This window comes from uncultured Paracoccus sp. (genome assembly GCF_945915435.1).
Taxonomy (GTDB): domain Bacteria; phylum Pseudomonadota; class Alphaproteobacteria; order Rhodobacterales; family Rhodobacteraceae; genus Paracoccus.
In genome coordinates this window covers 78,958-101,945 of the sequence record NZ_CAMEFG010000005.1, presented here as the reverse complement: position 1 = coordinate 101,945, position 22,988 = coordinate 78,958, and the positions used below count along the sequence as shown (strand labels likewise).

The window sequence follows — 22,988 nt, the reverse complement described above, 5'->3', positions numbered from 1 at the left end:
CAAGGCCGATTCGGCGGATGGTGATTGCCATGAAGGCGGGGGGATGAGACTATCGCGGACAGGAACGGCGAAAAGGGGCGGATGATGCGTGCGATCAAGGCACTGGCGGCGGCCATGATGCTGGGGCTGGCGGCGATGCCCGCCGGGGCGCAGGATGACCCGGCGGAAGGCCCGGCCTCGCCAATCCCCGAGCGCCGCATCGACCTGATGCCCGACACCGACCTGCCCGGCGGCGACCTGGGACCGGTCTTCGACACCACCTTGCAAGCCTGTATCCAGACCTGCCTGGGGCAGGATGAATGCCGGGCGCTGACCTACAACGCCTCGTCCCGCGCCTGCTTTCCCAAGGGGGACGGGGCAGGCGCGCCCGTGCCTTTCGCCAGCGCCCTGTCGGGCCGGGTGATCCGCACCCCGCCCGAACTTGCCGCACGCGCCCAAGCCCGCATGGCGGACGCCGGTTTCCTCAGCCAATCCGACGTGGACGAGGCGCGGAACCGGGCCGGCGCCATCGCCGCCTTCTATCCGCCGACAGAGGAATCCGAGCCCGCCGTTGCCGCCCCCCGCGCCGAATCGCAGGGCGACCGCGAGACGGCGATCCACATGACCGGCATCCTGACCGCGCAGCGCGACCGGGCGGGCGACTGGACGAACCTTGCCCGGCTGGTGCTGGCGGGCATCCAGGGCAGCGACGGGGCCGCCGCGCGCTCGGCCGGGTTCCTCGCGATCAACGGCTATCTGCGGGCCGAGGACGACGCCACCGCCGCCCGCGCGCTGGCCCTGCTGGCCGATTCCCACGAACGCACCGGGCGCGGGCAGGACGGGCTTGCAGCACTGCGGCTGGCCAACCGCCTTTCCCCGGATGACCAAGGCATCGGCAAGGCGCTGGAAACCGCGCAGGAACGCCACGGGATGCGCGTCACCGACAGCCAATTGGACACCGACGCGACCACGCCGCGCTTTTGCGCCAGCATGTCGCGGGCGCTGGATACAGGGGTGGACTATGCCGATTTCCTGCGCCTGCCGTCGCGCGACATGACCGTTACCGCCGAGGGGCGGCTTCTGTGCATCGGCGGGCTGGCCTTTGGACAGGAGCTGGAGCTGACCCTGCGCGCGGGCCTGCCCGCCGCCGATGGCGAAACACTGGCCCGCGACGTGACGCTGCGCAGCTATATCCGCGACCGCGACCCGGTCGTGCGCTTTGCGGGGCGGGCCTATGTCCTGCCCTCGGGCGGGGACCAGGGGCTGACGGTCACCACCGTCAATGCCGACCAGCTTGACCTGACGCTGCTGCGCCTGTCCGACCGCAACCTGCTGCGCGTCATGGCCGAGGGCATGTTCGCCACGCCCCTGGACAGTTGGCAGGCGCGCTATTTCAACGACGGCATGGCGACCGGGATCTGGTCCGGCACCGCCGACATCTCGCGCCCCGCCGGACAGGACGGCCGCAACCAGGAACTGACCACCCGCCTGCCCGTCACCCAGGCCGGACCGCTCGATCCTGGGATCTACATCCTCCAGGCTTCGGTCGCCGGGCAGGACGCGCGCGAACAGGGGGTCGCGGCGCAGTGGTTCGTGATCTCGGACTTCGGGATCAGCAGCTTCGCGGGCAATGACGGGTTGGGCGTCGTGGTGCGCAGCCTGGCCACCACGCAGGCCGTCGCCGGGGTCGAGGTGGCGCTGGTTTCCCGCGCCAACGAAGTGCTGGCCCGCGCCGAGACCGACGACCAGGGCGTGGCCCGCTTCGCGCCGGGGCTGTCGATGGGCACGGGCGCCTCGGCCCCCGCGCTGATCACGGTGACGCGCTGGCAGGGCGAAGGGGCCGGGCGCCAGCCGCAGGACATGGCCTTCCTGTCGCTGACCGATCCCGAATTCGACCTGTCCGACCGGGGCGTCGAGGGCCAGCCCCCCGCGCCCCCGATCGACATTTTCGCCACGACCGACCGGGGCGCCTACCGGGTGGGCGAAACCGTCAACGCGACGATCCTTGCCCGCGACGCAACCGTGCAGGCGTTGGACGAACTGCCGCTGACGGCCCTGATGATCCGGCCCGACGGGGTCGAGCAGGCGCGGATGGCGGCGCGATATGCGGGGGCGGGCGGCTATACCGTCGAATGGGCCCTGCCCGCCAACGCCCCGCGCGGCACCTGGCGCATGGACATCCGGGCCGAGGCGGACGGGCCGACGCTGGCCTCGGCCCGCGTCCTGGTCGAGGATTTCCTGCCCGAACGCATCGACTTCACCCCCCTGCTGCAAATCGAAGGCCCGAACGGCGACGTGCAGGACGACGACGGACAGGACGACGCCAGCCCCGCCGCCGCAGGCCAGCCCGCGCGGATCACGCTGGACGCGCGCTGGCTGTTCGGCGCACCCGCCGCCGACCTGCCGGTCGAGGCCGCCATCTGGACCGCCCCGCGCCGCACGCTGGACGGTTTCGCGGGATATCGCTTTGGCCCGCATGACGCTGCGGCGCAGCCCTTCGCCCGCAGCCTGGGCGGCGGACGGACCGACGAACAGGGCCGGTTCGCAACCGCGATCACCCTGCCCCAGGCCGATGAAACCGACCAGCGCCCCTTCGATGCCCGCGTCGTGGTGAACGTCCGCGAAGGGGCGGGGCGCCCGGTGGAACGCAGCGTCTCGCGCCTGGTGATGCCGGACCGCCCGGTCATCGGCATCCGCCCGCTGGCCGAGGACGACACCGTCCCGGAAGGGTCCGATGCGCTTTTCGACCTGATCGCCCCCGGTCCCGACCTGCAACCCGTCGCGCTGGACGCCAACTGGGTGCTGAACCGCATCGACACCCGCTATGAATGGTATTCGATCCACGGAAGCTGGAACTGGGAAACCATCACCGAAAGGCGCAGGCTGGACGGCGGGCAGATCCGGCTTGGCGACACCCCCGCACGGCTGGCCGCCCGCGTCGATTGGGGCAGCTACGAACTGGTGGTCGAGGGTCCCGACGGGCAGGCCAGCTCGGTCCGTTTCTACGCGGGCTGGGGCGTGGCGCAATCGGGCACCGACACGCCCGACCGGCTGAAGGTGGCGCTGGACAAGCCCGCCTATCGCAGCGGCGACACCGCACGGCTGTCCGTCGAGGCGCTGGCCGAGGGGACCGGCATCGTCTCGGTCTTGTCGGGCCATGTCGTGTCCCAGCAGATCGTGCCGCTGTCGCAGGGCGACAACGCCATCGAGCTGCCCGTCACCGACGAATGGGGCGCCGGCGTCTATGTCACCGTCAGCGCCCTGCGCCCGCTGGACGGCATCCAGCCCGGCGACCGCCTGCCCGCCCGCGCCATCGGGCTGGTCCACGCCGCCGTCGATCCCGGCCCCCGCGCCTTGCAGGCCAGCCTTGAGGTTCCCGCCGAAATCCGCCCCCGCCAGCAGGTGCCCGTCACCCTGCGGGTCGAGGGCGCGCAGCCCGGCCAGACCGTCCACGCCACCATCGCCGCCGTCGATCAGGGCATCCTGAACCTGACCGGCTTTGCCCCGCCCGACCCCTCGCAGCACTATTTCGGCCAGCGCAGGCTGGGCGTGGGCTTGCGCGACCTCTACGGGCGGCTGATCCTGCCTTCGGGCGCGCCGGACGGGGCGCTGCGGCAGGGCGGCGATGCGCAGTCCGTCTCGCCCGAGGCGCCGCCGCCGACCGAGCGGCTGATGAGCTGGTTTTCCGGCCCCCTGACGCTGGGGCCTGACGGAACCGCGCAGATCGACTTGCAGGTCCCCGATTTCAACGGCGAAATCAGGGTCATGGCCGTGACCTGGACCGAGGATGCCATCGGCCAGGCCGATGCGACGATCCTGTCGCGCGACCCGGTCGTGATGACCGTCACCGCCCCCGCCATCCTGGCCCCCGGCGACCACGCCGAAATCGGCCTGCGCCTGACCCATGCCGCCGGTCCGGGCGGCGAGGTCGCGCTGGCATTGGCGCAGACCGGCGGGCAGGGCGCGGTGGATGCGGCCCTGCCGCAGGACAGCCTGACGCTGGATCAGGGGGCCCAGGCCCAACTGAGCCTGCCCGTGACCGCCGGCCAGCAGCAGGGGCTGGTCGAGATGCGCCTGACCCTGACCACGCCGGGGGGCGAGGACCTGACCAAGGACATCGCCCTGCTGGTCGCGCTGAACGAGCCGCCGATCCAGCGGCAGGACCGGCTGACCATCGCGCCCGGCAGCAGCCTTGCCCTGCCCGCCTCGCTGACCCGGGGCATGGCGCCCGGCGCGCAGCTTTCGATGGCGGTGGGCAATTACGGGCGGCTGGACGTCGCGGGTGCGCTGGCGCGGCTGCAACGCTATCCCTACGGCTGCACGGAACAGATGACCTCGGTCGCGCTGCCGCTGCTTTACCTGCCGCGCCTGTCGATGATCGAGGGCGTGGACCAGAACAACCCCAACCCCTCGTCGGTGGATGAGGCGATCGCGCGCATCCTGACCCGCCAAAGCGCAAGCGGCGGGTTCGGGCTGTGGTATGCGAGTTCGGGGGACATGTGGCTGGACGCCTATGTGACCGACTTCCTGTCGCGCGCGCGGGTGATGGGCCACGAGGTGCCCGACACGGCCTTCCGCCGCGCCATCGACAACCTGCGCAACCAGGTGAATTACGCCACCGACCCGCGCGCGGCATCGGACCAGGAAAATGCGGCGCTGGCCTATGCGGTGGCGGTGCTGGCGCGCGAAAGGGCCGCGGCCATCGGCGATCTGCGCTATTACGCGGATACGGCGGCGGATGCCTTCAAGACGCCGATGTCGGCGGCCAACCTGGGCGCGGCGCTGGCGGCTTACGGCGACCAGGCGCGGGCCGACCGGATGTTCGGCCAGGCCGATGAAAGCCTGCAGGGCGACGCGCCCGAACCGCGCCGCTGGCGCAGCGATTACGGCACGCGGCTGCGCGACATGACCGCCCTGCTGGCCCTTGCCGCGGAATCGCAGACGCAGGCCATCGACCTGCAACGCCTGACGACCGACATCGCCGAAAGGACGGCGCGACAGCAGGAAAACGGCACCTATCGTTCCACGCAGGAACTGGTCTGGTCGGTCTTGGCCGCCGAAAGCCTGTCGCGCACGCCGGGCGGGGTGACGGTCGACGGGCAGGCGCCGGAAAGCCCCGTCGTCTCGCTGTCCGAAGATGCGGCGCTGGCCAACCCCGGCCCCGCGCCGGTCGAGGTCACGATCACCGCCACCGGCCAGCCCTTGCAGGCGCCCGCGCCGGGCGGAAACGGCTATGCGATCACGCGCGAATATTACGCGCTGGACGGGCAGCCCATAGACCCGGCGCAGGTCGAACTGGGCACGCGCATGGTCGCGGTGCTGACGGTGCGCCCGGCCTCGTCCGAAGGTGGGCGGCTGGTCGTCACCGACCCGCTGCCCGCCGGGTTCGAGATCGACAACCCGAACCTGCTGCAAGCGGGCGACATCGCCTCGATCGACTGGCTGGAAAGCGTGGACAGGACGGAAATGGCCGAGTTCCGCGCCGACCGCTTTGCCGCCGCGCTGGTCTGGAACAGCCGGGATGCCTTCCGCCTGGCCTATATCCTGCGCGCGGTGACGCCCGGCACCTTCCGCCACCCCGCCGCCAGCGTCGAGGACATGTATCGCCCCGAATTCCGTGCCTGGACCGGCGGCGGGACGGTGCATATCGCACGCTAGGCCGCGCGGGCCGGGGTGGACCCGCCGCAGGGCGATGGCCATGCTGGCGGTGCCGGCCGGCCTGCCCCTCGGCTGGTTTCTGGCCAGCGCAACCCATGTCGCATCCGACCGCGCGGCAAGGGCTATCGCGCTTTTCAGGACATGGTGCCTGCCGATAGCGCAAGACAGCCAGGCGCCCGGCCTGCCGGGGCCGCTGGTGCCGATTCCGCTGACCCCGCGGGAAATGCTGCACGCCGATCCGCTTGGCCGCCTGACTGTCAGCCGTGACAGCCGGGGTTGCGCGGTCAGCGACATTCCGGGCCGGATGACCCCCGAGGACGCCATCCGGCCGCACGGCCTGGCCGCCGCGCTGGTCGCGGATGAGCTGCCGATTCTGCGCCCCGAACCGGAACCGGGGGGAGGGCTGAACTGGCCGCTTTTCGCAGGCTGGATAGGGGGCCAGCCGCTTCACCCCGAACGATGGGGCATCCTGCTGACCTGCACCCCGAAACCGGATGCGATCACGGTGCTGAGCCTGTCGGTCAGGTAAGCGCACCGCCGGGCTTGCCCGAATCCCCGCCCTGCGGGATACTTCGCCAATCGAGCAAGGAGAGAGGAGGACGCCTTGCCCGACCATCGCCTTGCCGGCAACGGGCCAACCCCATGACCCGCGGCATGACGTGAAGGCCGGCCGCACGGCCCTTTGACCGAAACAGGCGGGCGAACCGGACGGACAGGAGCCAGGCGGACGGGGGACCGGACGGAACGGGACAGGCATCACCATTGCAGACGAATCACCCGGCCCGGAAAGCCGGTCGAGATGGGAGGAAGAAATGCCGAACGACCAGACGCATGAGTTCAAGGGCGTGAACACCACCCCCTTCGCCAAGCGATACGACAACTATATCGGCGGCGAATGGGCCGCGCCCAAGGCGGGGCGCTACTTCACCAACACGACGCCCATCACCGGGGCCGAGGTGGGCGAGGTCGCCCGCTCGGGCGCCGAGGACATCGAGGCCGCGCTGGACGCCGCCCATGCCGCCAAGGACAGATGGGGCGCCACCAGCCCGCAGGAACGCGGCAATATCCTGCTGAGGATCGCCGACCGAATGGAGGCCAACCTGGACCTGCTGGCCGCCGCCGAAACCTGGGACAACGGCAAGCCCATCCGCGAGACCGTGGCCGCCGACGTGCCGCTGGCGATCGACCATTTCCGCTATTTCGCGGGTGTGCTGCGGTCTCAGGAAGGCTCGATCAGCCAGATCGACAGCGACACCGTGGCCTATCACTTCCACGAGCCGCTTGGCGTGGTCGGCCAGATCATCCCCTGGAACTTCCCGCTGCTGATGGCCTGCTGGAAGCTGGCCCCGGCGCTGGCCGCCGGGAACTGCGTGGTGCTGAAACCCGCCGAGCAGACGCCCGCCAGCATCATGGTCTGGGCGGGCATCGTGGGCGACCTGCTGCCGCCGGGCGTGCTGAACATCGTCAACGGTTTCGGGCTTGAGGCCGGGAAACCGCTGGCATCCAGCCCGCGCATCGCCAAGATCGCCTTCACCGGCGAGACCTCGACCGGGCGGCTGATCATGCAATATGCCAGCGAGAACCTGATCCCCGTCACGCTGGAACTGGGCGGCAAGTCGCCCAACATCTTCTTTGCCGACGTCGCGCGCGAGGACGACGATTTCCTGGACAAGGCGCTGGAAGGGTTCAGCATGTTCGCGCTGAACCAGGGCGAGGTCTGCACCTGCCCCTCGCGCGTGCTGATCCAGGAATCCATCTATGACCGTTTCATGGAGCGCGCCGTCAAGCGCGTCGAGGCGATCCGGCAGGGCGATCCGCGAGACGCGGCCACCATGCTGGGCGCGCAGGCGTCAAGCGAGCAGAAGGAAAAGATCCTGTCCTATCTGGATATCGGCAGGAAAGAGGGCGCCGAGGTGCTGACCGGCGGCGCCGAGGCCGACCTGGGCGGCGAATTGTCGGGCGGCCATTACATCCAGCCGACGATCTTCCGCGGCGACAACAGGATGCGCATCTTCCAGGAGGAAATCTTCGGCCCGGTGGTGTCCGTCACCACCTTCAAGGACGAGGCCGAGGCGCTGGAGATCGCCAATGACACGCTCTATGGCCTTGGCGCCGGGGTGTGGTCGCGCGATGCCAATACCTGTTATCGCATGGGGCGCGGCATCAAGGCGGGGCGGGTCTGGACGAATTGCTATCACGCCTATCCCGCGCATGCGGCCTTCGGCGGCTACAAGCAGTCGGGCATCGGGCGCGAGACGCACAAGATGATGCTGGACCATTATCAGCAGACCAAGAACATGCTGGTCAGCTATTCGCCGAAGAAACTGGGTTTCTTCTGACAAGGGAAGCGGCCCCTTGCGGGGCCGCCGCCTCCGGCGGGGGTATTTTGGATGATGAAGAAAGGGAAGGTCGGCGCCACACCGGCCGCGCTGGAGTTCCTGGCCGAGATCGTCGCGGATCACGGGCCGGTGCTGTTTCATCAGTCGGGCGGGTGCTGCGACGGGTCCTCGCCCATGTGCTATCCTCGGGGCGAGTTCAGGATCGGCGATCACGACGTGCTTCTGGGCGAGATCGGGGGGATGCCGTTCTACATCTCGGGTCCGCAATACGAGGCCTGGAAGCATACCCGCCTGATCATCGACGTCGTGGCGGGGCGGGGCGGCATGTTCAGCCTGGACAACGGGCGCGAGCGGCGTTTTCTGACGCGATCCGAGATCTGCGAGGTTTGAACTGGCGCGCCGGGCAGGCTAGAGAGGGTGCATAACAGATGAGGCGCGCATGGCACATAAGGTATTCATCGACGGCGAGGCCGGCACGACGGGGTTGCAGATCCGCGAGCGCCTGGCCCCGCGCGACGATATCGAGTTGATCCAGATCGACCCGGCGCGGCGCAAGGATGCCGATGCGCGGCGCGAGGCTTTCGCAAGCGCCGATGTCGCGATCCTGTGCCTGCCCGATGCCGCCGCGCGCGAGGCGGTGGCGCTGGCGCAGGGGCTGGACGTGCGCTTCATCGACGCCTCGACCGCGCATCGGGTGGACCCCGGCTGGGTCTTTGGTTTTGCCGAGTTGAACGGGGATGCCCGCGCGCGCATCGCGGGGGCGCGGCTGCTGTCCAATCCGGGCTGCTATTCCACCGGCGCGATCGCCCTGCTGGCGCCGCTGGTCGAGGCGGGCCTGATCGCCGCGGACGAGGCTTTGTCGATCAATGCCGTCTCCGGCTATACCGGCGGCGGCAAGGAGCTGATCGGCCAGTATGAGCGGGGCGAGGCGCCCGATTCCTTCGTCTATGCCCTGTCGCAGAACCACAAGCACCTGCCCGAGATCGTGAAATACGCCGGCTTGCGGGTGCGGCCGGTCTTTGCGCCCTCGGTGGGGAATTTCGCGCAAGGGATGGCGGTGCAGGTCCCGCTGCACCTGAACGGGCGGACGCTGGACGGGCTGCGCGACGCGCTGGCTGCCCATTACCGGGACCAGCGTTTCGTCAGCGTCGTCGAGGCGCAGGCGCGCGTCGTGCCGACCGCGCTGAACGGCACCAACCGGCTTGAGATTTCCGTCCACGGGGATCAGGACAACGGCTGTGCGGTGCTGGTCGCGGTGCTGGACAACCTGGGCAAGGGGGCCTCGGGCGCGGCGGTGCAGAACCTGAACCTGATGCTGGGCACGGATGAGGCGGCGGGGCTTTAGCCCCCTTCAGTCCGCCTTGATCTGGCGCGCCTCGCCGATCAGCATGATCGGGATGCCGTCGCGGATCGGGAAGGCCAGCCCCGCCGCCTTGGAGACCAGTTCCTGCCGCCCCGCGTCATAGGACAGCGTGGCATGGCTGACCGGGCAGACGAGGGCTTCCAGCATGTGGCGGTCGAAGCCGCGCGCGGGGGTGTCGGTCATTGGATGATTTCCTCGTTGTCGCCGCTGCGCAGGTCGTATTCGATCAGCCCTTCCAGCAGCTTGCGGCGGGCGGTCAGGGTGCCTGATTCCAGAAGGGCCTGCTTTTCCTCGGCCTCGAAGGGCAGCAGCATGGAAAGCGAGTTGATCAGCATCTCGTCGTCCACGGTTTCCGCGGCGTCCCAGTCGGTCGACAGATCATGCAGGTCGACATAGCGGCGCAGTTGCGCCAGCAGGGCCGGGCGGTTGAAGCCTTCGTCCTTTTCGGGATCGTTGATCGTGTCGCGCGAAAAGCCCGACCAATCCACGTCGCCCTGAAGGTAGGGGGTGAAGCCGTCCTGCACCTCGGTCAGGCGAAAGCGCGATATGGCGCGCAGGGTGATCATATAGCGCCCGTCGTCGCTTTCCGAAAACCCAACGATCCGCCCGGCGGAACCGATCTGCGCCAGGTCGTCCAGCCCGCCCTGCTGGGGCTGGATCAGCCCGATCAGGCGGTGCGGGCTGCGCAGGCTGTCCTCGATCATTTGCAGATAGCGCGGCTCAAATATCTGGAACGGCAGGCGGGCGCGGGGCATCAGCACCACGTCCGACAGCGGAAACAGCGCAAGCGTCTGCGGCAGATCGAAGCGGCGCGCCATTACGAAAAGATCAGCGAGGACAGCCTGCGCCGCCCCTTCTGCCCAAGCGAATCCGTGGGCTTGAGCGAATCGAAGATCGTCAGCAGTTGCGCCTTGGCCGCGCCGTCGTTCCATTCGCGGTCGCGGCGGAAGGCTTCCAGAAGCTGGTCGATGGCCTGTTCGATCTCGCCCGCCGCATGCAGCGCGGTCGCGTAATCCAGGCGGGCCTGCTGATCGGCAGGATCGGTTTCGACGCGGATGCGCAGGTCGTCCAGCGGCCCGGCAGAAGCGGCCTGCCGCGCAAGCTGCAACTGGGCGCGGGCGGCCTCGACCGGGGCGGCCTGCTGGACGGCTTCGGGGACGCGGGAAAGATCGGCCTCGGCCCCGTCCAGATCGCCCCCGGCCAGGCGCGCGCGGATCAGCCCGCCCCATGCGGCGGCGTTCTCGGGTTCTTCGTCCAGGATGGCGGCGAAGGTTTCGGCCGCGTCGTCATGGGCGCCTTCGTCCAGCATCGCCTCGGCCGCGGCAAGGGCGTCGGCCAGCCCGCCGTCGTCGCCGCCAAGCTGGGCCAGCTTTTCGACGAATTGCCTGATCTGGCTGGGCGGGACCTGCCCCTGGAAGGCATCGACCGGCTGGCCCTGGAAAAAGGCGAAGACGGTCGGGATCGACTGCACCCGCAACTGCCCGGCCAGCATCTGGTTTTCATCGACGTTGACCTTGGCCATGACGACGCGGCCCTTGTGGCGGGCGACCTCGGCTTCAAGCTGGGGGCCGAGGGTCTTGCACGGCCCGCACCACGGTGCCCAGAAATCGACGATCACCGGCTTTTGCATCGAGGTCTCGACGACTTCCTTCATGAAGTCGGCCTCGGACACGTCCTTGATGAAATCCGAGGTATTCGGCTGTTCCTGGGGTGAATCCGTCAGCAGCATGATGTTGGGGTTCCGTGTTCGTCAAAGGGTTTCAAGGGAATATAGGGCGGCCCCGCCCGGCGCCAAGGGCGAGGTCACGGTTCCAGGTCGAAGGCGGCCAGGACCGGGACGTGATCGCTTGGCTTTTCCCAGCCGCGCACGGGCCGCAGGATCCGGCTGGCGTGGCCCGCGTTGGCGATGTCGGGCGTGGCCCAGATGTGGTCCAGCCTGCGCCCCTTGTCGGCAGCGTCCCAATCGCGGGCGCGATAGCTCCACCACGAATAAAGCAGGCCCTCGGGGATGTCCTTGCGCGTGATGTCGACCCATTTGCCGGCGTCCTGCGTGGCGCCCAGATGCTCGACCTCGATGGGCGTGTGGCTGACGATCTTCAAAAGCGCCTTGTGGTTCCAGACGTCGTCTTCGCGCGGGGCGATGTTCAGATCGCCCACCATGATCGAGTTTCGCGGATTGTCGGCGTGGAAGGCGTCGCGCATCTCGGTCAGGAAATCCAGCTTCTGCCCGAATTTCACGTTCTGCTCTCGGTCGGGAATGTCGCCGCCCGCGGGAACGTAGAAATTGTGGACGACCAGCCCCGAGGGCAGCCGCGCCGCGACATGGCGCGCATGGCCCAGGCTTGCATAGTCGCGGTCGCCCGCGTCCTCGATGGGGATGCGCGACAGGATGGCGACGCCGTTGTAGCCCTTTTGCCCGCGCGCGACCATGTGGGTATAGCCAAGCGCCTTGAACTGCTCGACCGGGATCTTGTCCACCGGGCTTTTGCATTCCTGAAGGCAAAGGATGTCGGGGGCCTCTTCGCGCAGCAGCCGGGCGACCAGCCCCTCGCGCAGGCGGACCGAGTTGATGTTCCAGGTGGCTAGGGTGAACATGGGCTGGCTCCTTCTTCGGGCGGACAGTAGCGCCGGTGCGCCGGACTGTCGAGCGCCGCCCCACGAAGGAAACAGGCCCCGGCGAAATCGCCGGGACCTGCCGAGAGAGAGAGTCGAGAACCGGCCAGTAGACCGGCAATCCGCTACCATTCTTGTCGCGTTATCCTGGCAGCTTGGTCATCAACCCTTGCATCCGCGAAGGGTTCCCGTCAAATCCGCGCGGTCAGGAAACCAGCCGATATCCGCCGCTTTCGGTCACCAGCAGCCGCGCGTTCGAGGGATCCGGCTCGATCTTCTGGCGCAGGCGGTAGATGTGGGTTTCCAGCGTGTGGGTGGTCACGCCGGCGTTATAGCCCCAGACCTCGTGCAGCAACACGTCGCGCGGAACGACGCTGTCGGACGCGCGATAGAGGAACTTGAGGATGTTCGTCTCTTTTTCCGTCAGCCGGATCTTGCGCTCTTTCTGGTCGATCAGCATCTTCATGGAAGGCTTGAACGTATACGGCCCAAGCTGGAAGATCGCGTCCTCGGACTGTTCATGGGTCCGCAACTGCGCGCGAAGCCGGGCCAGAAGGACCGGGAACTTGAACGGCTTGGTAATGTAATCATTCGCTCCGGCGTCCAGACCCAGGATGGTGTCGGCATCCGTGTCGTGGCCGGTCAGCATGATGATCGGGCATTTCACGCCCTGCTTGCGCAGCCGCTTGCACAGTTCGCGCCCATCGGTGTCGGGCAGCCCGACATCCAGGATCACCAGGTCGAAGATCGCGCCCTTGGACCGCTCGACCGCCTCGGCGCCGTTTGCGGCCTCGAAAACGTCGAAATCCTCGGTCGCGACCAGTTGTTCGGCCAGCGCCTCGCGCAGATCGTCCTCATCATCGACCAGAAGTATCTTTTTCAGGCCTGCCATGCTTGCCTCCTGTGTTTCATTGTCGGAAACCTGCGAGGCACCGGCCCGAAGGTCCAGCAGCTTGCGCGTTTTCTCACGCACAGTTGTCGGAAGGGGCCGGAATGTTTCAAATTGTTTCACATCTGCGAACGCCCGGACCCGCCATGACCCTGATCCCGACCCTGTCCGAGACCATATCCCGCGCCCGAACCGACATGCGGATGGGCCTGCCCGTGGTGATCGGCGACCACCTGGCGGCGGCGGTGGAAACCCTTGCCCCTGAACGCGCGCGCGCCATGCAGGCCGCGGGGCAGGCGGTGCTGGCGATCACCGACTGGCGCGCAGCGACGTTGAAGGCGCGGGTCTACGACGGCGACCTGGCGCGGATCGTGGTGCCCGAGGGGGCCGATCCGGGCTGGATGCGGGCGCTGGCCGATCCGTCGGGCGATCTGATGACACCGATGAAAGGCCCGCTGCAATCGGCGCGGGGCGGGGATGTCTCGGCCCATCGCGCGGCGATCGGGCTGGCGAAATCGGCGCAGCTTCTGCCCGCCGTGCTGGTCGTGCCCATCGACACGCCCCCGCCCGGCCTGACCCGGCTTGCCCCCGGCCCCGCCCTTGCCCAGCTTGCGACCGAGGCCGCGATGGCCGATGTCGCCGCCGCGCGCCTGCCGCTGCTGTCGGCCGAGAACTCGCGCCTGCATATCTTCCGCCCCGACGACGGCGCGGCTGAACATTACGCGGTCGAGATCGGCGACCCGCCCCGCGATGCGCCGGTCCTGACGCGGCTGCACTCGGCCTGTTTCACGGGCGATGTCCTGGGCAGCCTGAAATGCGACTGCGGGCCGCAACTGCATGCCGCGCTGAACGCGATGGGGACCGAGGGGCGGGGGGTGCTGCTTTACCTCAACCAAGAGGGCCGAGGCATCGGGCTGGCCAACAAGATGCGCGCCTATGCCCTGCAAAACCAGGGCTTCGACACGGTCGAGGCCAACCACCGGCTGGGGTTCGAGGATGATGAGCGCGACTTTCGCATCGGCGCGGGCATCCTGCGGCGGATGGGGTTCGGCGCGGTGCGGCTGATGACGAACAACCCGCGCAAGGTCGCCATGCTGGAAGGCCACGGCATCCGCGTCGCGGCGCGGGTGCCGCTGATCGTCCCGCCCAACCGCTTCAACCAGGGCTATCTGGCGGTCAAGGCCGCGAAGTCGGGGCATCTGCTGTGAGGGACGCGATGCGGCTGACCCCGCGCGGGCTGGCCTTCGCGGGGCGCGTCCTGCCCTGTTCGGTCGGGCGCGGCGGCGTGACCACGGCCAAGCGCGAAGGCGACGGGGCGACGCCCGCAGGGGTGCATCGGATCACGGGCATGCTCTACCGGCCCGACCGCATCGCCTGCCCCGCCCCCTGGGCGCAGGCGATCCTGCCGGGTGACCTGTGGTGCGACGAATCGGGGCACGCCAGCTACAACCACCACGCCCGCGCGCCCCTGACGGCCAGCCACGAGGCGCTGCGCCGCGCCGATCCGCTTTACGACCTGATCCTGCTGACCGACTGGAACTGGCCCCTTGCGCAGCCGGGCAAGGGGTCCGCGATCTTTTTGCATCAATGGCGCAGGCCGGGCTATCCGACGGCGGGGTGCATCGCCATGTCGCGGGGCGATCTGCGCTGGCTGGCGGGGCGGACCCAGCCGGGCGCGCGGCTGATCGTGCCGCCCGGTATGGAGCGATTCGCCGCGCGCCGGGGCGCGGTCGCGCATCAGGTGTAATCGCGCGCGCCAAAGATCGCGCTGCCGACGCGGACATGGGTGGCACCAAAGGCGATGGCGGTTTCGAAATCCGCGCTCATCCCCATCGACAGGGCCTGCAACCCGTTGCGCCCGGCGATCTCGCGCAGCATGGCGAAATGCGGCGCGGGGTCCTGGCCATCGGGCGGGATGCACATCAGCCCCGTCAGGGTCAGGTCCAGCGCGCGGCAATCGGCGATGAAGCCGTCCGCGTCGGCGGGCAGGGTTCCGGCCTTTTGCGGCTCGGCCCCCGTGTTCACCTGCACGAAAAGCTGCGGACAGGACCCGCGCGCCTGCACCTGCCGCGCCAGCTTTTGCGCAAGCGAAGGGCGGTCCAGCGTGTGGATCGCGTCGAACAGGTCCAGCGCGGGTTTCAGCTTGTTGGTTTGCAGCGGGCCAAGCATGTGCAGTTCGACGCCCGGATAGCGTTCACGCCATTCGGGCCATTTGCCTGCGGCCTCTTGCACGTAATTCTCGCCAAAGACGCGGTGGCCTGCGTCCAGAACGGCGGTGATTCGCGCGGGGGGCTGGACCTTGCTGACGGCGATCAGGGTCGTGCTGCCCGGCGCGCGGCCAGCGGCGGATTCAGCCGCGTGGATTCGGGTGATGATGTCGTTCAGTGCCATGACCCCAGATTCCAAAAGAAAAGAGCGGGCGCAAGGCCCGCTCTTCCAGTCCGATGTTCCGATTGGATCAGAACTTGAACTTCACACCGAGGTCAGCAACGGTGTCGTCGGTTTTGACGCCGCCTTCGATGTAGTCGTAGTTGGCGATACCGCCGGCCAGCGTTGCACCGCCGCCCAGGTCGTAGTCAGCACCGATACCGAAAGCGTCCAGTTTCAGGCTGTCGCTGCTAACGGTAGTTTTCAACTTGTCCTGACGCCAGAAGCCTTTGATGGTCCATGCATCGACGTTGTAGGCGCCAGCCAGACCGATGGTGTTGGACAGATACTCGCCGGTGCCGTCGAAGTCATAGTCCATGTAGATACCTTTGACGCTGAATGCGTCGAAGGTTGCCTCTGCACCCAGGCCGATTTCCGAGTACTCGTCATGATCCGAGTAGGACAGAGCGGCGTTCCAGTTGCCAGCGTCGTATTTGACGGCCAACGAGTAGGCGACTTTATCCGACGAGCAGTCGAGGGCGTCCGGGCAGTCATCGCCTTCGGTCAGGCTGCCATAGCTGGTGTCAACGCCGTCGGTTGCCGATGCGAAGAAGCTGATGTTGTCGATGCTGTATTCATACAGGATCGTCGGGCCTTGGTCTTTGTTGTTGCCGTCGCCAACCAGGAAGTTGATTTCTTCGCGGTCACGGACAAAGGTGCCGTCGGTGTAGCCGACTGCATAGAGGTCGCCGATGGCGGCTTCGGCGGCGCCGACCGGATCGCCCATCGACAGTTTGCCGTAGGTGCCCGAAACCCAGACAACGCCTGCGCTACCGCGAGCGGCCGAGCGGCGGGTATCACCGTTGTAGTTTTCCTGATCGGCGCGGAACGATGCGCCGAAGGACAGACCGGCATCCGACTCACCCGTCAGGGTGAACAGAACGCGGGCGCGGCTGGAGAACTGAACGTCGTCGCCGTCATAGAACATACCCATGCGGGCGTCGCCGGAAACTGCGACTTCTGCAACAGCGAAACCGGCCGACATGACCAGGGCGCTGGTAGCGAAAAGAACCTTTTTCATGGTTTTCCCTCTTATCTCTCTCATCTCTGCCCCATCCGGCGCGACACTGGCTGGGGTCATGCGTCGTATGTCGCCTGTTCCCCCCCTCATTGCAACGAAATCGGGGGGCCCTAAAAAGTTTAGCGCCTTTTGTGATGCACAAGCGCCACAGTCGGCCAAGCCACCCGGATCATTGAAAGATGCGGCCCGCGCGCCGCCCCGCCATCCTGCGCGGCCCGGCGCGCAGGACGGCTTCATCCCTTGTGGCACGGGGCCGAATTGCGCTATGGCTTCGCGCAGGAACGTTCCGGGGGATTTCAGATGACCAGACGCGCAGCCAGGCTGACCTTTACCCTGATGATGGTCGCGGGTCTTGCCGCCTGCGGCGGCGGGCAGACGCAACAGGCCGCAGGCGCCCCGCAGCAGCGGGAATCGACGATCTGGGACCTGTTTTCCAACCGGCAGAACCCCAACAACGCCGTCGCGGTCAACCGCTACCTGTGGAACGCCAGCCTCGAGGTGCTGAACTTCCTGCCCATCCAGACGGTCGATCCGTTCACCGGGGTGATCGTGACCGGCTACGGCACGCCTCCGGGTGGGGGGCGGTCCTATCGCGCGACGGTCATGGTCACCGATCCGGCGCTGGACGCACGCTCGCTGAAGGTTTCGCTGGAAGGGGCGGGGGGCAGCGCTGTCGCCGCCGATACCGTCCGCGCGGTCGAGGATGCGATCCTGACCCGCGCGCGCCAGATGCGGGTGCGCGACGGGAACCTGTAGGTCTCTGGACCTGAGGGCGGGGCGCGTATAAACCCTGCGGGCACGTCTGACGCCCGGAGGCCCCCATGTCCTATGATCCCGCGAAAAGCGAAGCGCATTGGCAAGCTGCATGGTCAGCCGCCGACACCTATCGCGCGACCCGCGATGCGCGGCCCAAGTATTACGTCCTCGAGATGTTCCCCTATCCGTCGGGCCGCATCCACATGGGGCATGTGCGCAACTACACGATGGGCGACGTGGTGGCGCGCTATAAACGCGCGCAGGGGTTTTCGGTGCTGCATCCGATGGGCTGGGACGCCTTCGGCATGCCGGCGGAAAACGCCGCGATGGAACAGGGCGGCCATCCGCGCGACTGGACCTATGCCAATATCGCGACGATGCGCGAGCAGTTGAAGCCGCTTGGCCTGTCCATCGACTGGAGCCGCGAGTTCGCCACCTGCGACGACGATTACGTGGCGCAGCAGCAGGCGCTGTTCCTGGATTTCCTGGAGGCCGGGCTGATCTATCGCAAGTCCGCGATGGTGAACTGGGACCCGGTGGACATGACCGTGCTGGCGAACGAACAGGTGATCGACGGCAAGGGCTGGCGGTCCGGCGCGCCGGTCGAACGGCGCGAGTTGACGCAGTGGTTCTTTCGCATCAGCGATTACTCGGACGAGCTGCTGAGCGCGCTGGACGGGCTGAAGGGCTGGCCGGAAAAGGTGCGGCTGATGCAGGCCAACTGGATCGGCAAGTCGCGCGGGCTGCAATTCCGGTTTGCCACGGTCGATCTGCCCGATTTCCCGGAAATCGAGGTTTATACGACCCGCCCCGACACGCTGAAGGGCGCGTCCTTCGTGGCGCTGTCGCCGGATCATCCGCTGGTCAAGTCGCTGGCCGGGAGGGACGCCGCCGTCGCCGGTTTTGTCGAGGAATGCCGCCGTATCGGCACCACCGAAGAGGCCATCGAGACCGCGCCCAAGCTGGGCCATGACACCGGGCTGCGCGTGCGCCATCCTCTTGATCCGGCTTGGGAACTGCCCATCTGGATCGCGAATTTCGTGCTGATGGATTACGGCACCGGCGCGATCTTCGGTTCGCCTGCCCATGACGAGCGCGACCACGAATTCGCGGTGAAATACGGCTTGCCGATTCGCGCGACATTCGGGCAGCCGGGCATGGATCTGGCGCAGGCCGACGCGCTGGTGGCGGATGCGCCCTATGTGCCGCTGAAATCGGAAACCGTGGCCTATGTGCGCGGCTTCGCTGGCGCGCGCGAACAGACCGGCGAGGAAGCCGTGGCCGCCGCCATCGCGCACGCCGAGGCCCACGGCTATGGCGAGGGCGTGACCAAGTTCCGCCTGCGCGACTGGGGCATTTCGCGGCAGCGCTATTGGGGCTGCCCGATCCCGGTCGTCCATTGCGACGCCTGCGGCACGGTGCCCGAAGCCAAGGAAAACCTGCCCGTCCTGCTGCCCCAGGATGTGACCTTCGACCAGCCCGGCAACCCGCTGGACCGGCATCCGAACTGGCGGCAGGTGCCCTGCCCGAAATGCGGCGGCGCAGCCCGGCGCGAGACGGACACGATGGACACTTTCGTCGATTCCTCATGGTATTACGCGCGCTTCACCGCGCCCCATGCCGATACGCCAACCGTGGCCGAGGATGCCGATTACTGGATGAACGTGGACCAGTATATCGGCGGCATCGAACATGCGATCCTGCACCTGCTCTATTCGCGCTTCTTCGCCCGCGCGATGGTCGGAACGGGGCATCTGCCCGAAAAGGCAAGAGAGCCGTTCGACGCGCTGTTCACGCAGGGCATGGTCACGCATGAGATCTACATGACCCGCGACGACCGGGGGCGGCCTGTCTATCACCTGCCCGAGGATGTCACCGACGGCAAGCTGGCCGACGGCACGGCGGTTACGGTCATCCCCTCGGCCAAGATGTCGAAATCCAAGAAGAACGTGGTCGATCCGGTCGATATCGTCTCCGGCTTCGGCGCCGATACCGCGCGCTGGTTCATGCTGTCCGACAGCCCGCCCGAGCGTGACATCGAATGGACCGCCTCGGGGGCCGAGGCCGCGCATCGCTTCCTTGCCCGCCTCTGGCGTCAGGCCGACCAGATCGCCGAGGGCGGCGACGATCCCGCGCTGACCCGCGCGCTGCATCGCGGCATCGCCGAGGTGACGCAGGCGATCGAGGGTTTCGCCTTCAACAAGGCCGTGGCCAAGATCTACGAACTGGCCAACGTGCTGGCGAAATCCCCCGCAGGCGGCGATTCGCGGCGCGCGGCGCTGCGAACCATCGCACAACTGATGGCGCCGATGGTGCCGCACCTGGCGGAAGACGTCTGGCACAAGGCCGGCGGTCAGGGCATGGTCGTCGATGCCCCCTGGCCCAAGGCGGACCCCGCGATGCTGACCGACGACAGCGTGACCCTGCCCATCCAGATCAACGGCAAGCGCCGGGCCGAGATCACCCTGCCCAAGGACATGCCCAAGGACGAGATCGAGGCGCTTGTCATGGCCGACGAAACCGTGCAGCGTTTCCTGGACGGATCGGCGGTGAAGAAGCTGATCGTGGTGCCGGGGCGTATCGTCAATGTCGTGGTCTAGACGCAAATTCCTGCTGGCGGGCGCGGCCACGCTTGGCCTTGCGGCCTGCGGCTTTACCCCGGTCCATGCGCCGGGCGGGCCGGGGCAGCGGCTGCAGGGCAAGGTGCGCGCCGCCGATCCGCGCACGATCGAGGATTTCGCCTTCGTCCGCCGCATCACCGAACGGCTCGGCCCGCCCGAGGCCGAGGATTACGAACTGGCCTACAACCTGCGCCTTGCCACCGTGCCGCAGGCGATCACCACGCGCCAGATCACCACGCGCTACGCGCTGAACGGCAGTGCCGACTTTACCCTGACCCGGATCGCGACCGGGCAGGTGGTGGCGCAGGGGCAGGTGAACAACTTCACCTCTTACTCCACGACCGGGACGACCATCGCCACCATGTCGGCGGAACAGGACGCCCATGACCGGCTGGCGCGGATGCTGGCCGATCAGGTGGTGACGCGGCTTTACGGCGCGGCCGGGACGGCGACGTGAACCTGAAGGGGGCCGAGATCGCGCGCTACCTGGCGCGGCCCGACCCGACGCGGCCCGGCCTGCTGGTCTACGGCCAGGACGCGATGCGCGTCGCGTTGAAGCGCGCCGAGGCGGTCAAGGCGCTGGTGGGCGAAAACGCGGACGAGGAAATGCGCCTGACCCGCATCCCCGGCGCCGATCTGCGCAAGGACCCGGCCATGCTGCTGGATGCGGTCAAGGCGGTGGGCTTCTTCCCCGGCCAGCGCGTGGTGCTGGTCGACGACACGCCCGACGCCGCCGCCCCCGCCGTCAAGGCCGCGCTGGACGAATGGGCGCCCGGCGATGCGGTGATCGTCGTCGTGGGCGGCGGGCTGGCCAAGTCATCCGCCCTGCGCAAGCTGTTCGAGGGGCACAAGGACGCCGTCGCCGCCCCGGTCTACGACAACCCGCCGGACGAGACCGAGATCACCCGCTGGCTGTCCGACGCCGGGCTGCACCAGGTCCCCCGCGACGCCATGCGCGACCTTGTGGCGCTGTCGCGCGCGCTGGACCCCGGCGACTTTCGCCAGACCATCGAAAAGATCGCGCTTTACAAGCACGGCGACGACACCCCCCTGACGCCTCGGGAAATCGAATCGCTCATGCCCGCCTCGATCGAGGCGGATACGGACGACCTCATCGCCTCGGTCGCCGAGGGGCGCGCGGGCGACTTCGCGGCGCTGATGCGGCGGATCGAGGCGCAAGGCACGCAGCCCGTCGCGCTGTGTATCGCCACGCTGCGCCATTTCCGCGCGCTGCACCTTGCCGCCAGCCACCCCGACGGCCCCGCGCAGGGCGTCGCGCGCCTGCGCCCGCCGGTCTTTGGCCCGCGCCGCGACCGCATGATCCGGCAGGCGCAGGGCTGGGGCACCGTGGCGCTGGAGGACGCGATCCGCCAGATCATCGACACCGACCTGCGGCTGCGCTCGTCCAGCCGCGCGCCCGCGATGGCGCTGATGGAACGCATGCTGCTGCGGCTGACGATGATGAAACGGGCGGGCAGGTGAAGGCCCCCGCGCTGGTCGTCGGCGCCGGTCCCGCGGGGCTGATGGCGGCGCAGGAACTGGCGCAGGCCGGGCTGCCTGTCATTCTGGCCGAGGCGATGCCGACCCCCGCCCGCAAGTTCCTGATGGCCGGAAAATCGGGCCTGAACCTGACCAAGGACCAGCCCGTCGCGGCGTTTCACGCCCATTTCAGCGGCAGTTGCGCCGGGCTGATCGACCCCGGTTTCGGCCCCGCGCAAGTGATCGAGTGGGCGCAGGGGCTGGGGGTTTCGTTGTTCACAGGCTCGACCGGGCGGGTGTTTCCGGTGGGGATGAAGGCCTCGCCCCTGCTGCGCGCATGGCTGGCGCGGCTGGCGGCGCAGGGGGTCGGGCTGCGCACGCGCTGGCGCTGGACGGGCTGGCAGGACGGCGCGATGCGCTTCGACACGCCCGAAGGCCCCACCCTGCTGCGCCCCGCCGCAACCGTGCTGGCGCTTGGCGGGGCAAGTTGGCCACGCTTGGGGTCGGATGCCGCATGGGTCGACGAACTGGCGGCGCGCGGGGTGCAAATCGCGCCGCTGCGGCCCGCGAACATGGGCTTTCGCGTGGATTGGTCGCCCCGGATGCAGCGCCATTTCGGCGCGGCGGTCAAGGGCGTGGCGATCAAGGTGGGGGGCCACGCCGGGGACCGGCTCAGCCGGGGCGAATGGGTCGTGACCCGCGCCGGGATCGAAGGCGGCGGCATCTATGAAATCGCCGCCCGGATCCGCGACGGGACCACGGCGCTGATCGACCTTGCCCCCGACCTGGACCACGGCCAGCTTGCGCGGAAATTCGACAAGACCCCGCGAAAGCAATCGCTTGGCAACCGCCTGCGCCGCGTCCTTGGCGATCCCGTCCGGGCGGCGCTGCTGATGGAATGGGGCCACCCCCTGCCTGCGGACCCCGCCGCGCTGGCCCGGCTGGCCAAGGCCTTGCCCCTGCGCCACGCGGGGCCTGCGGGGCTGGAACGCGCGATCTCGACCGCCGGGGGGATCGCGGCGGATGCCTTGCAGGGGCTGGAACTGCGCGCCCTGCCCGGCACCTTCGCCACCGGCGAGATGCTGGATTGGGAAGCCCCGACCGGCGGCTATCTGCTGACCGGCTGCCTGGCACTTGGCCGCCGCGCGGGACGCGAGGCCGCTGCGGCTGCCCGCCGGTCCTAGGCCTTCAGCGCGCGCTGATAGGCGGGGCGGGCGCGCATCCGGTCCAGGAACTGCGTCAGGCGGTGTTCGACGATGGGGAATTTCGCCCTCAGCGCCCAGCCAAGGCAGTCGGCAAGGATGATGTCGGGCACGGTCATGCGGTCGCCCATGACGAAATCGCCCTCGGCCATGCGATGGACCAGCGTTTTCTGGCTGCGCTCGAATTCCCAGCGCAGGGTGTTCTTGATCGCGGCCAGGCGCATTTCCTCGGGCAGGACAAAGCTGTGGCGCGCGGCCAGCCACAGCGCCGCGTCGAATTCGTCCAGCAGGAATTGGGTCAGGCTGTCCTGGCGCGCCCGCGCGACCGTTCCCGCCGGATGGGTCAGCGCGCCGTGGCGGTCGGCCAGGTAGGTCAGGATCGCCGTCGAATCCAGGATGGGCGTGCCATCGACGATCAGGATCGGGATCTTGCCCGCCGGATTCAGCGCCACCACGCCGGGCGAGCGCGGATTCTCGGCCACATGATCATAGGGCTGGCCCAGTTCCTCAAGCATCCACAACACGCGCAGGGCGCGGCTGCGGGCGGTTCCGATCACCTGATACATCACGTCCCATCCCTGGCGGCAACCAGCCGATCCTAGCCGCGCGGACAAGGCCCGGCAACCGCCATGATGGGGCGA

At 68.2% G+C, this 22,988-nt stretch carries 20 protein-coding genes; 12 read left to right on the top strand and 8 right to left on the bottom strand.

Features of this window, described 5'->3' with window-relative positions; translation table 11 throughout:
* The first annotated feature begins 84 nt into the window (after nucleotides 1–84).
* The 5 genes from Q0O97_RS03290 (at nucleotide 85) to argC (ending at nucleotide 9,321) form a co-directional block, all read left to right on the top strand.
* Nucleotides 85–5,637, top strand: coding sequence for an alpha-2-macroglobulin family protein (locus tag Q0O97_RS03290; protein ID WP_294924819.1), 5,553 nt, complete (start codon nucleotides 85–87; stop codon nucleotides 5,635–5,637).
* Between the two features lie 40 nt (nucleotides 5,638–5,677).
* The gene (locus Q0O97_RS03285; RefSeq protein ID WP_294924816.1) at nucleotides 5,678–6,166 is read left to right on the top strand and encodes a hypothetical protein; all 489 of its coding nucleotides are present in this window, start codon (nucleotides 5,678–5,680) and stop codon (nucleotides 6,164–6,166) included.
* A 283-nt stretch (nucleotides 6,167–6,449) separates the two neighbouring features.
* On the top strand, nucleotides 6,450–7,976 hold the full coding sequence (gene adh, locus Q0O97_RS03280; protein ID WP_294924813.1) for an aldehyde dehydrogenase: 1,527 nt from the start codon (nucleotides 6,450–6,452) through the stop codon (nucleotides 7,974–7,976).
* A 54-nt stretch (nucleotides 7,977–8,030) separates the two neighbouring features.
* Nucleotides 8,031–8,366, top strand: coding sequence for a DUF779 domain-containing protein (locus tag Q0O97_RS03275; protein ID WP_294924841.1), 336 nt, complete (start codon nucleotides 8,031–8,033; stop codon nucleotides 8,364–8,366).
* 49 nt (nucleotides 8,367–8,415) lie between these two features.
* Nucleotides 8,416–9,321 carry an N-acetyl-gamma-glutamyl-phosphate reductase gene (gene argC, locus Q0O97_RS03270; RefSeq protein ID WP_294924811.1) on the top strand — a complete coding sequence of 302 codons (906 nt, stop codon included), beginning with the start codon at nucleotides 8,416–8,418 and terminating at the stop codon, nucleotides 9,319–9,321.
* A gap of 6 nt (nucleotides 9,322–9,327) precedes the next feature.
* Here the strand turns inward: argC and Q0O97_RS03265 are convergent, their stop codons facing one another.
* From Q0O97_RS03265 to Q0O97_RS03245, 5 genes are all read right to left on the bottom strand, one after another.
* The gene (locus tag Q0O97_RS03265; protein ID WP_294924807.1) at nucleotides 9,328–9,522 is read right to left on the bottom strand and encodes a Trm112 family protein; all 195 of its coding nucleotides are present in this window, start codon (nucleotides 9,520–9,522) and stop codon (nucleotides 9,328–9,330) included.
* A complete protein-coding gene (locus tag Q0O97_RS03260) occupies nucleotides 9,519–10,157 on the bottom strand; it encodes an LON peptidase substrate-binding domain-containing protein (RefSeq protein ID WP_294924804.1) in 639 nt (212 codons plus the stop codon). The genes Q0O97_RS03265 and Q0O97_RS03260 overlap by 4 nt, the downstream gene beginning before the upstream one ends.
* Complete coding sequence (locus Q0O97_RS03255; protein ID WP_294924801.1) at nucleotides 10,157–11,068, bottom strand: co-chaperone YbbN; 912 nt, start codon at nucleotides 11,066–11,068, stop codon at nucleotides 10,157–10,159. Before Q0O97_RS03255 ends, Q0O97_RS03260 begins: the two co-directional genes overlap by 1 nt.
* Before the next feature lie 74 nt (nucleotides 11,069–11,142).
* Nucleotides 11,143–11,934: an exodeoxyribonuclease III gene (locus tag Q0O97_RS03250; RefSeq protein WP_294924798.1), complete on the bottom strand. Its 792-nt coding sequence runs from the start codon at nucleotides 11,932–11,934 to the stop codon at nucleotides 11,143–11,145.
* Nucleotides 11,935–12,157: 223 nt separating this feature from the next.
* Complete coding sequence (locus Q0O97_RS03245) at nucleotides 12,158–12,844, bottom strand: response regulator transcription factor (protein ID WP_294924795.1); 687 nt, start codon at nucleotides 12,842–12,844, stop codon at nucleotides 12,158–12,160.
* A gap of 143 nt (nucleotides 12,845–12,987) precedes the next feature.
* On the opposite strand from Q0O97_RS03245, the gene ribA reads away from it, so the two are divergent.
* Together ribA and Q0O97_RS03235 are read left to right on the top strand one after the other, a co-directional pair.
* Nucleotides 12,988–14,049, top strand: coding sequence for a GTP cyclohydrolase II (gene ribA, locus Q0O97_RS03240; RefSeq protein ID WP_294924792.1), 1,062 nt, complete (start codon nucleotides 12,988–12,990; stop codon nucleotides 14,047–14,049).
* Nucleotides 14,050–14,057: 8 nt separating this feature from the next.
* The gene (locus tag Q0O97_RS03235; protein WP_294924789.1) at nucleotides 14,058–14,588 is read left to right on the top strand and encodes a L,D-transpeptidase family protein; all 531 of its coding nucleotides are present in this window, start codon (nucleotides 14,058–14,060) and stop codon (nucleotides 14,586–14,588) included.
* Here Q0O97_RS03235 and Q0O97_RS03230 read toward each other — a convergent pair.
* Both Q0O97_RS03230 and Q0O97_RS03225 read right to left on the bottom strand, forming a co-directional pair.
* Nucleotides 14,579–15,232, bottom strand: coding sequence for a YggS family pyridoxal phosphate-dependent enzyme (locus Q0O97_RS03230; protein ID WP_294924786.1), 654 nt, complete (start codon nucleotides 15,230–15,232; stop codon nucleotides 14,579–14,581). The two genes, Q0O97_RS03235 and Q0O97_RS03230, sit on opposite strands and share 10 nt — an antisense overlap.
* Before the next feature lie 67 nt (nucleotides 15,233–15,299).
* Nucleotides 15,300–16,289 (bottom strand): porin, encoded by a 990-nt coding sequence (locus tag Q0O97_RS03225; protein WP_294924783.1) that lies wholly within the window; start codon nucleotides 16,287–16,289, stop codon nucleotides 15,300–15,302.
* A 300-nt stretch (nucleotides 16,290–16,589) separates the two neighbouring features.
* Between Q0O97_RS03225 and Q0O97_RS03220 the strand changes: the two genes are divergently transcribed.
* From Q0O97_RS03220 to Q0O97_RS03200, 5 genes are all read left to right on the top strand, one after another.
* The gene (locus Q0O97_RS03220; RefSeq protein ID WP_294924780.1) at nucleotides 16,590–17,045 is read left to right on the top strand and encodes a DUF3576 domain-containing protein; all 456 of its coding nucleotides are present in this window, start codon (nucleotides 16,590–16,592) and stop codon (nucleotides 17,043–17,045) included.
* Nucleotides 17,046–17,110: 65 nt separating this feature from the next.
* Nucleotides 17,111–19,645, top strand: a complete 2,535-nt coding sequence (gene leuS, locus Q0O97_RS03215; protein WP_294924778.1) for a leucine--tRNA ligase — start codon at nucleotides 17,111–17,113, stop codon at nucleotides 19,643–19,645.
* Nucleotides 19,632–20,123 carry an LPS assembly lipoprotein LptE gene (lptE, locus tag Q0O97_RS03210; protein WP_294924775.1) on the top strand — a complete coding sequence of 164 codons (492 nt, stop codon included), beginning with the start codon at nucleotides 19,632–19,634 and terminating at the stop codon, nucleotides 20,121–20,123. Before leuS ends, lptE begins: the two co-directional genes overlap by 14 nt.
* Nucleotides 20,120–21,148, top strand: a complete 1,029-nt coding sequence (gene holA / locus Q0O97_RS03205; RefSeq protein WP_294924772.1) for a DNA polymerase III subunit delta — start codon at nucleotides 20,120–20,122, stop codon at nucleotides 21,146–21,148. The genes lptE and holA overlap by 4 nt, the downstream gene beginning before the upstream one ends.
* Nucleotides 21,145–22,329: a TIGR03862 family flavoprotein gene (locus Q0O97_RS03200; RefSeq protein ID WP_294924770.1), complete on the top strand. Its 1,185-nt coding sequence runs from the start codon at nucleotides 21,145–21,147 to the stop codon at nucleotides 22,327–22,329. Before holA ends, Q0O97_RS03200 begins: the two co-directional genes overlap by 4 nt.
* Here the strand turns inward: Q0O97_RS03200 and Q0O97_RS03195 are convergent.
* Nucleotides 22,326–22,913, bottom strand: a complete 588-nt coding sequence (locus Q0O97_RS03195; protein WP_294924839.1) for a glutathione S-transferase family protein — start codon at nucleotides 22,911–22,913, stop codon at nucleotides 22,326–22,328. The two genes, Q0O97_RS03200 and Q0O97_RS03195, sit on opposite strands and share 4 nt — an antisense overlap.
* Nucleotides 22,914–22,988 lie beyond the last annotated feature (75 nt).

Coding starts and splice junctions, on each gene's coding strand:
- Q0O97_RS03290 (WP_294924819.1), top strand. CDS start 85: ATGCGTGCGATCAAGGCACTGGCGGCGGCCATGATGCTGGGGCTGGCG.
- Q0O97_RS03285 (WP_294924816.1), top strand. CDS start 5,678: ATGCTGGCGGTGCCGGCCGGCCTGCCCCTCGGCTGGTTTCTGGCCAGC.
- adh (WP_294924813.1), top strand. CDS start 6,450: ATGCCGAACGACCAGACGCATGAGTTCAAGGGCGTGAACACCACCCCC.
- Q0O97_RS03275 (WP_294924841.1), top strand. CDS start 8,031: ATGAAGAAAGGGAAGGTCGGCGCCACACCGGCCGCGCTGGAGTTCCTG.
- argC (WP_294924811.1), top strand. CDS start 8,416: ATGGCACATAAGGTATTCATCGACGGCGAGGCCGGCACGACGGGGTTG.
- Q0O97_RS03265 (WP_294924807.1), bottom strand. CDS start 9,522: ATGACCGACACCCCCGCGCGCGGCTTCGACCGCCACATGCTGGAAGCC.
- Q0O97_RS03260 (WP_294924804.1), bottom strand. CDS start 10,157: ATGGCGCGCCGCTTCGATCTGCCGCAGACGCTTGCGCTGTTTCCGCTG.
- Q0O97_RS03255 (WP_294924801.1), bottom strand. CDS start 11,068: ATGCTGCTGACGGATTCACCCCAGGAACAGCCGAATACCTCGGATTTC.
- Q0O97_RS03250 (WP_294924798.1), bottom strand. CDS start 11,934: ATGTTCACCCTAGCCACCTGGAACATCAACTCGGTCCGCCTGCGCGAG.
- Q0O97_RS03245 (WP_294924795.1), bottom strand. CDS start 12,844: ATGGCAGGCCTGAAAAAGATACTTCTGGTCGATGATGAGGACGATCTG.
- ribA (WP_294924792.1), top strand. CDS start 12,988: ATGACCCTGATCCCGACCCTGTCCGAGACCATATCCCGCGCCCGAACC.
- Q0O97_RS03235 (WP_294924789.1), top strand. CDS start 14,058: ATGCGGCTGACCCCGCGCGGGCTGGCCTTCGCGGGGCGCGTCCTGCCC.
- Q0O97_RS03230 (WP_294924786.1), bottom strand. CDS start 15,232: ATGGCACTGAACGACATCATCACCCGAATCCACGCGGCTGAATCCGCC.
- Q0O97_RS03225 (WP_294924783.1), bottom strand. CDS start 16,289: ATGAAAAAGGTTCTTTTCGCTACCAGCGCCCTGGTCATGTCGGCCGGT.
- Q0O97_RS03220 (WP_294924780.1), top strand. CDS start 16,590: ATGACCAGACGCGCAGCCAGGCTGACCTTTACCCTGATGATGGTCGCG.
- leuS (WP_294924778.1), top strand. CDS start 17,111: ATGTCCTATGATCCCGCGAAAAGCGAAGCGCATTGGCAAGCTGCATGG.
- lptE (WP_294924775.1), top strand. CDS start 19,632: ATGTCGTGGTCTAGACGCAAATTCCTGCTGGCGGGCGCGGCCACGCTT.
- Q0O97_RS03195 (WP_294924839.1), bottom strand. CDS start 22,913: ATGTATCAGGTGATCGGAACCGCCCGCAGCCGCGCCCTGCGCGTGTTG.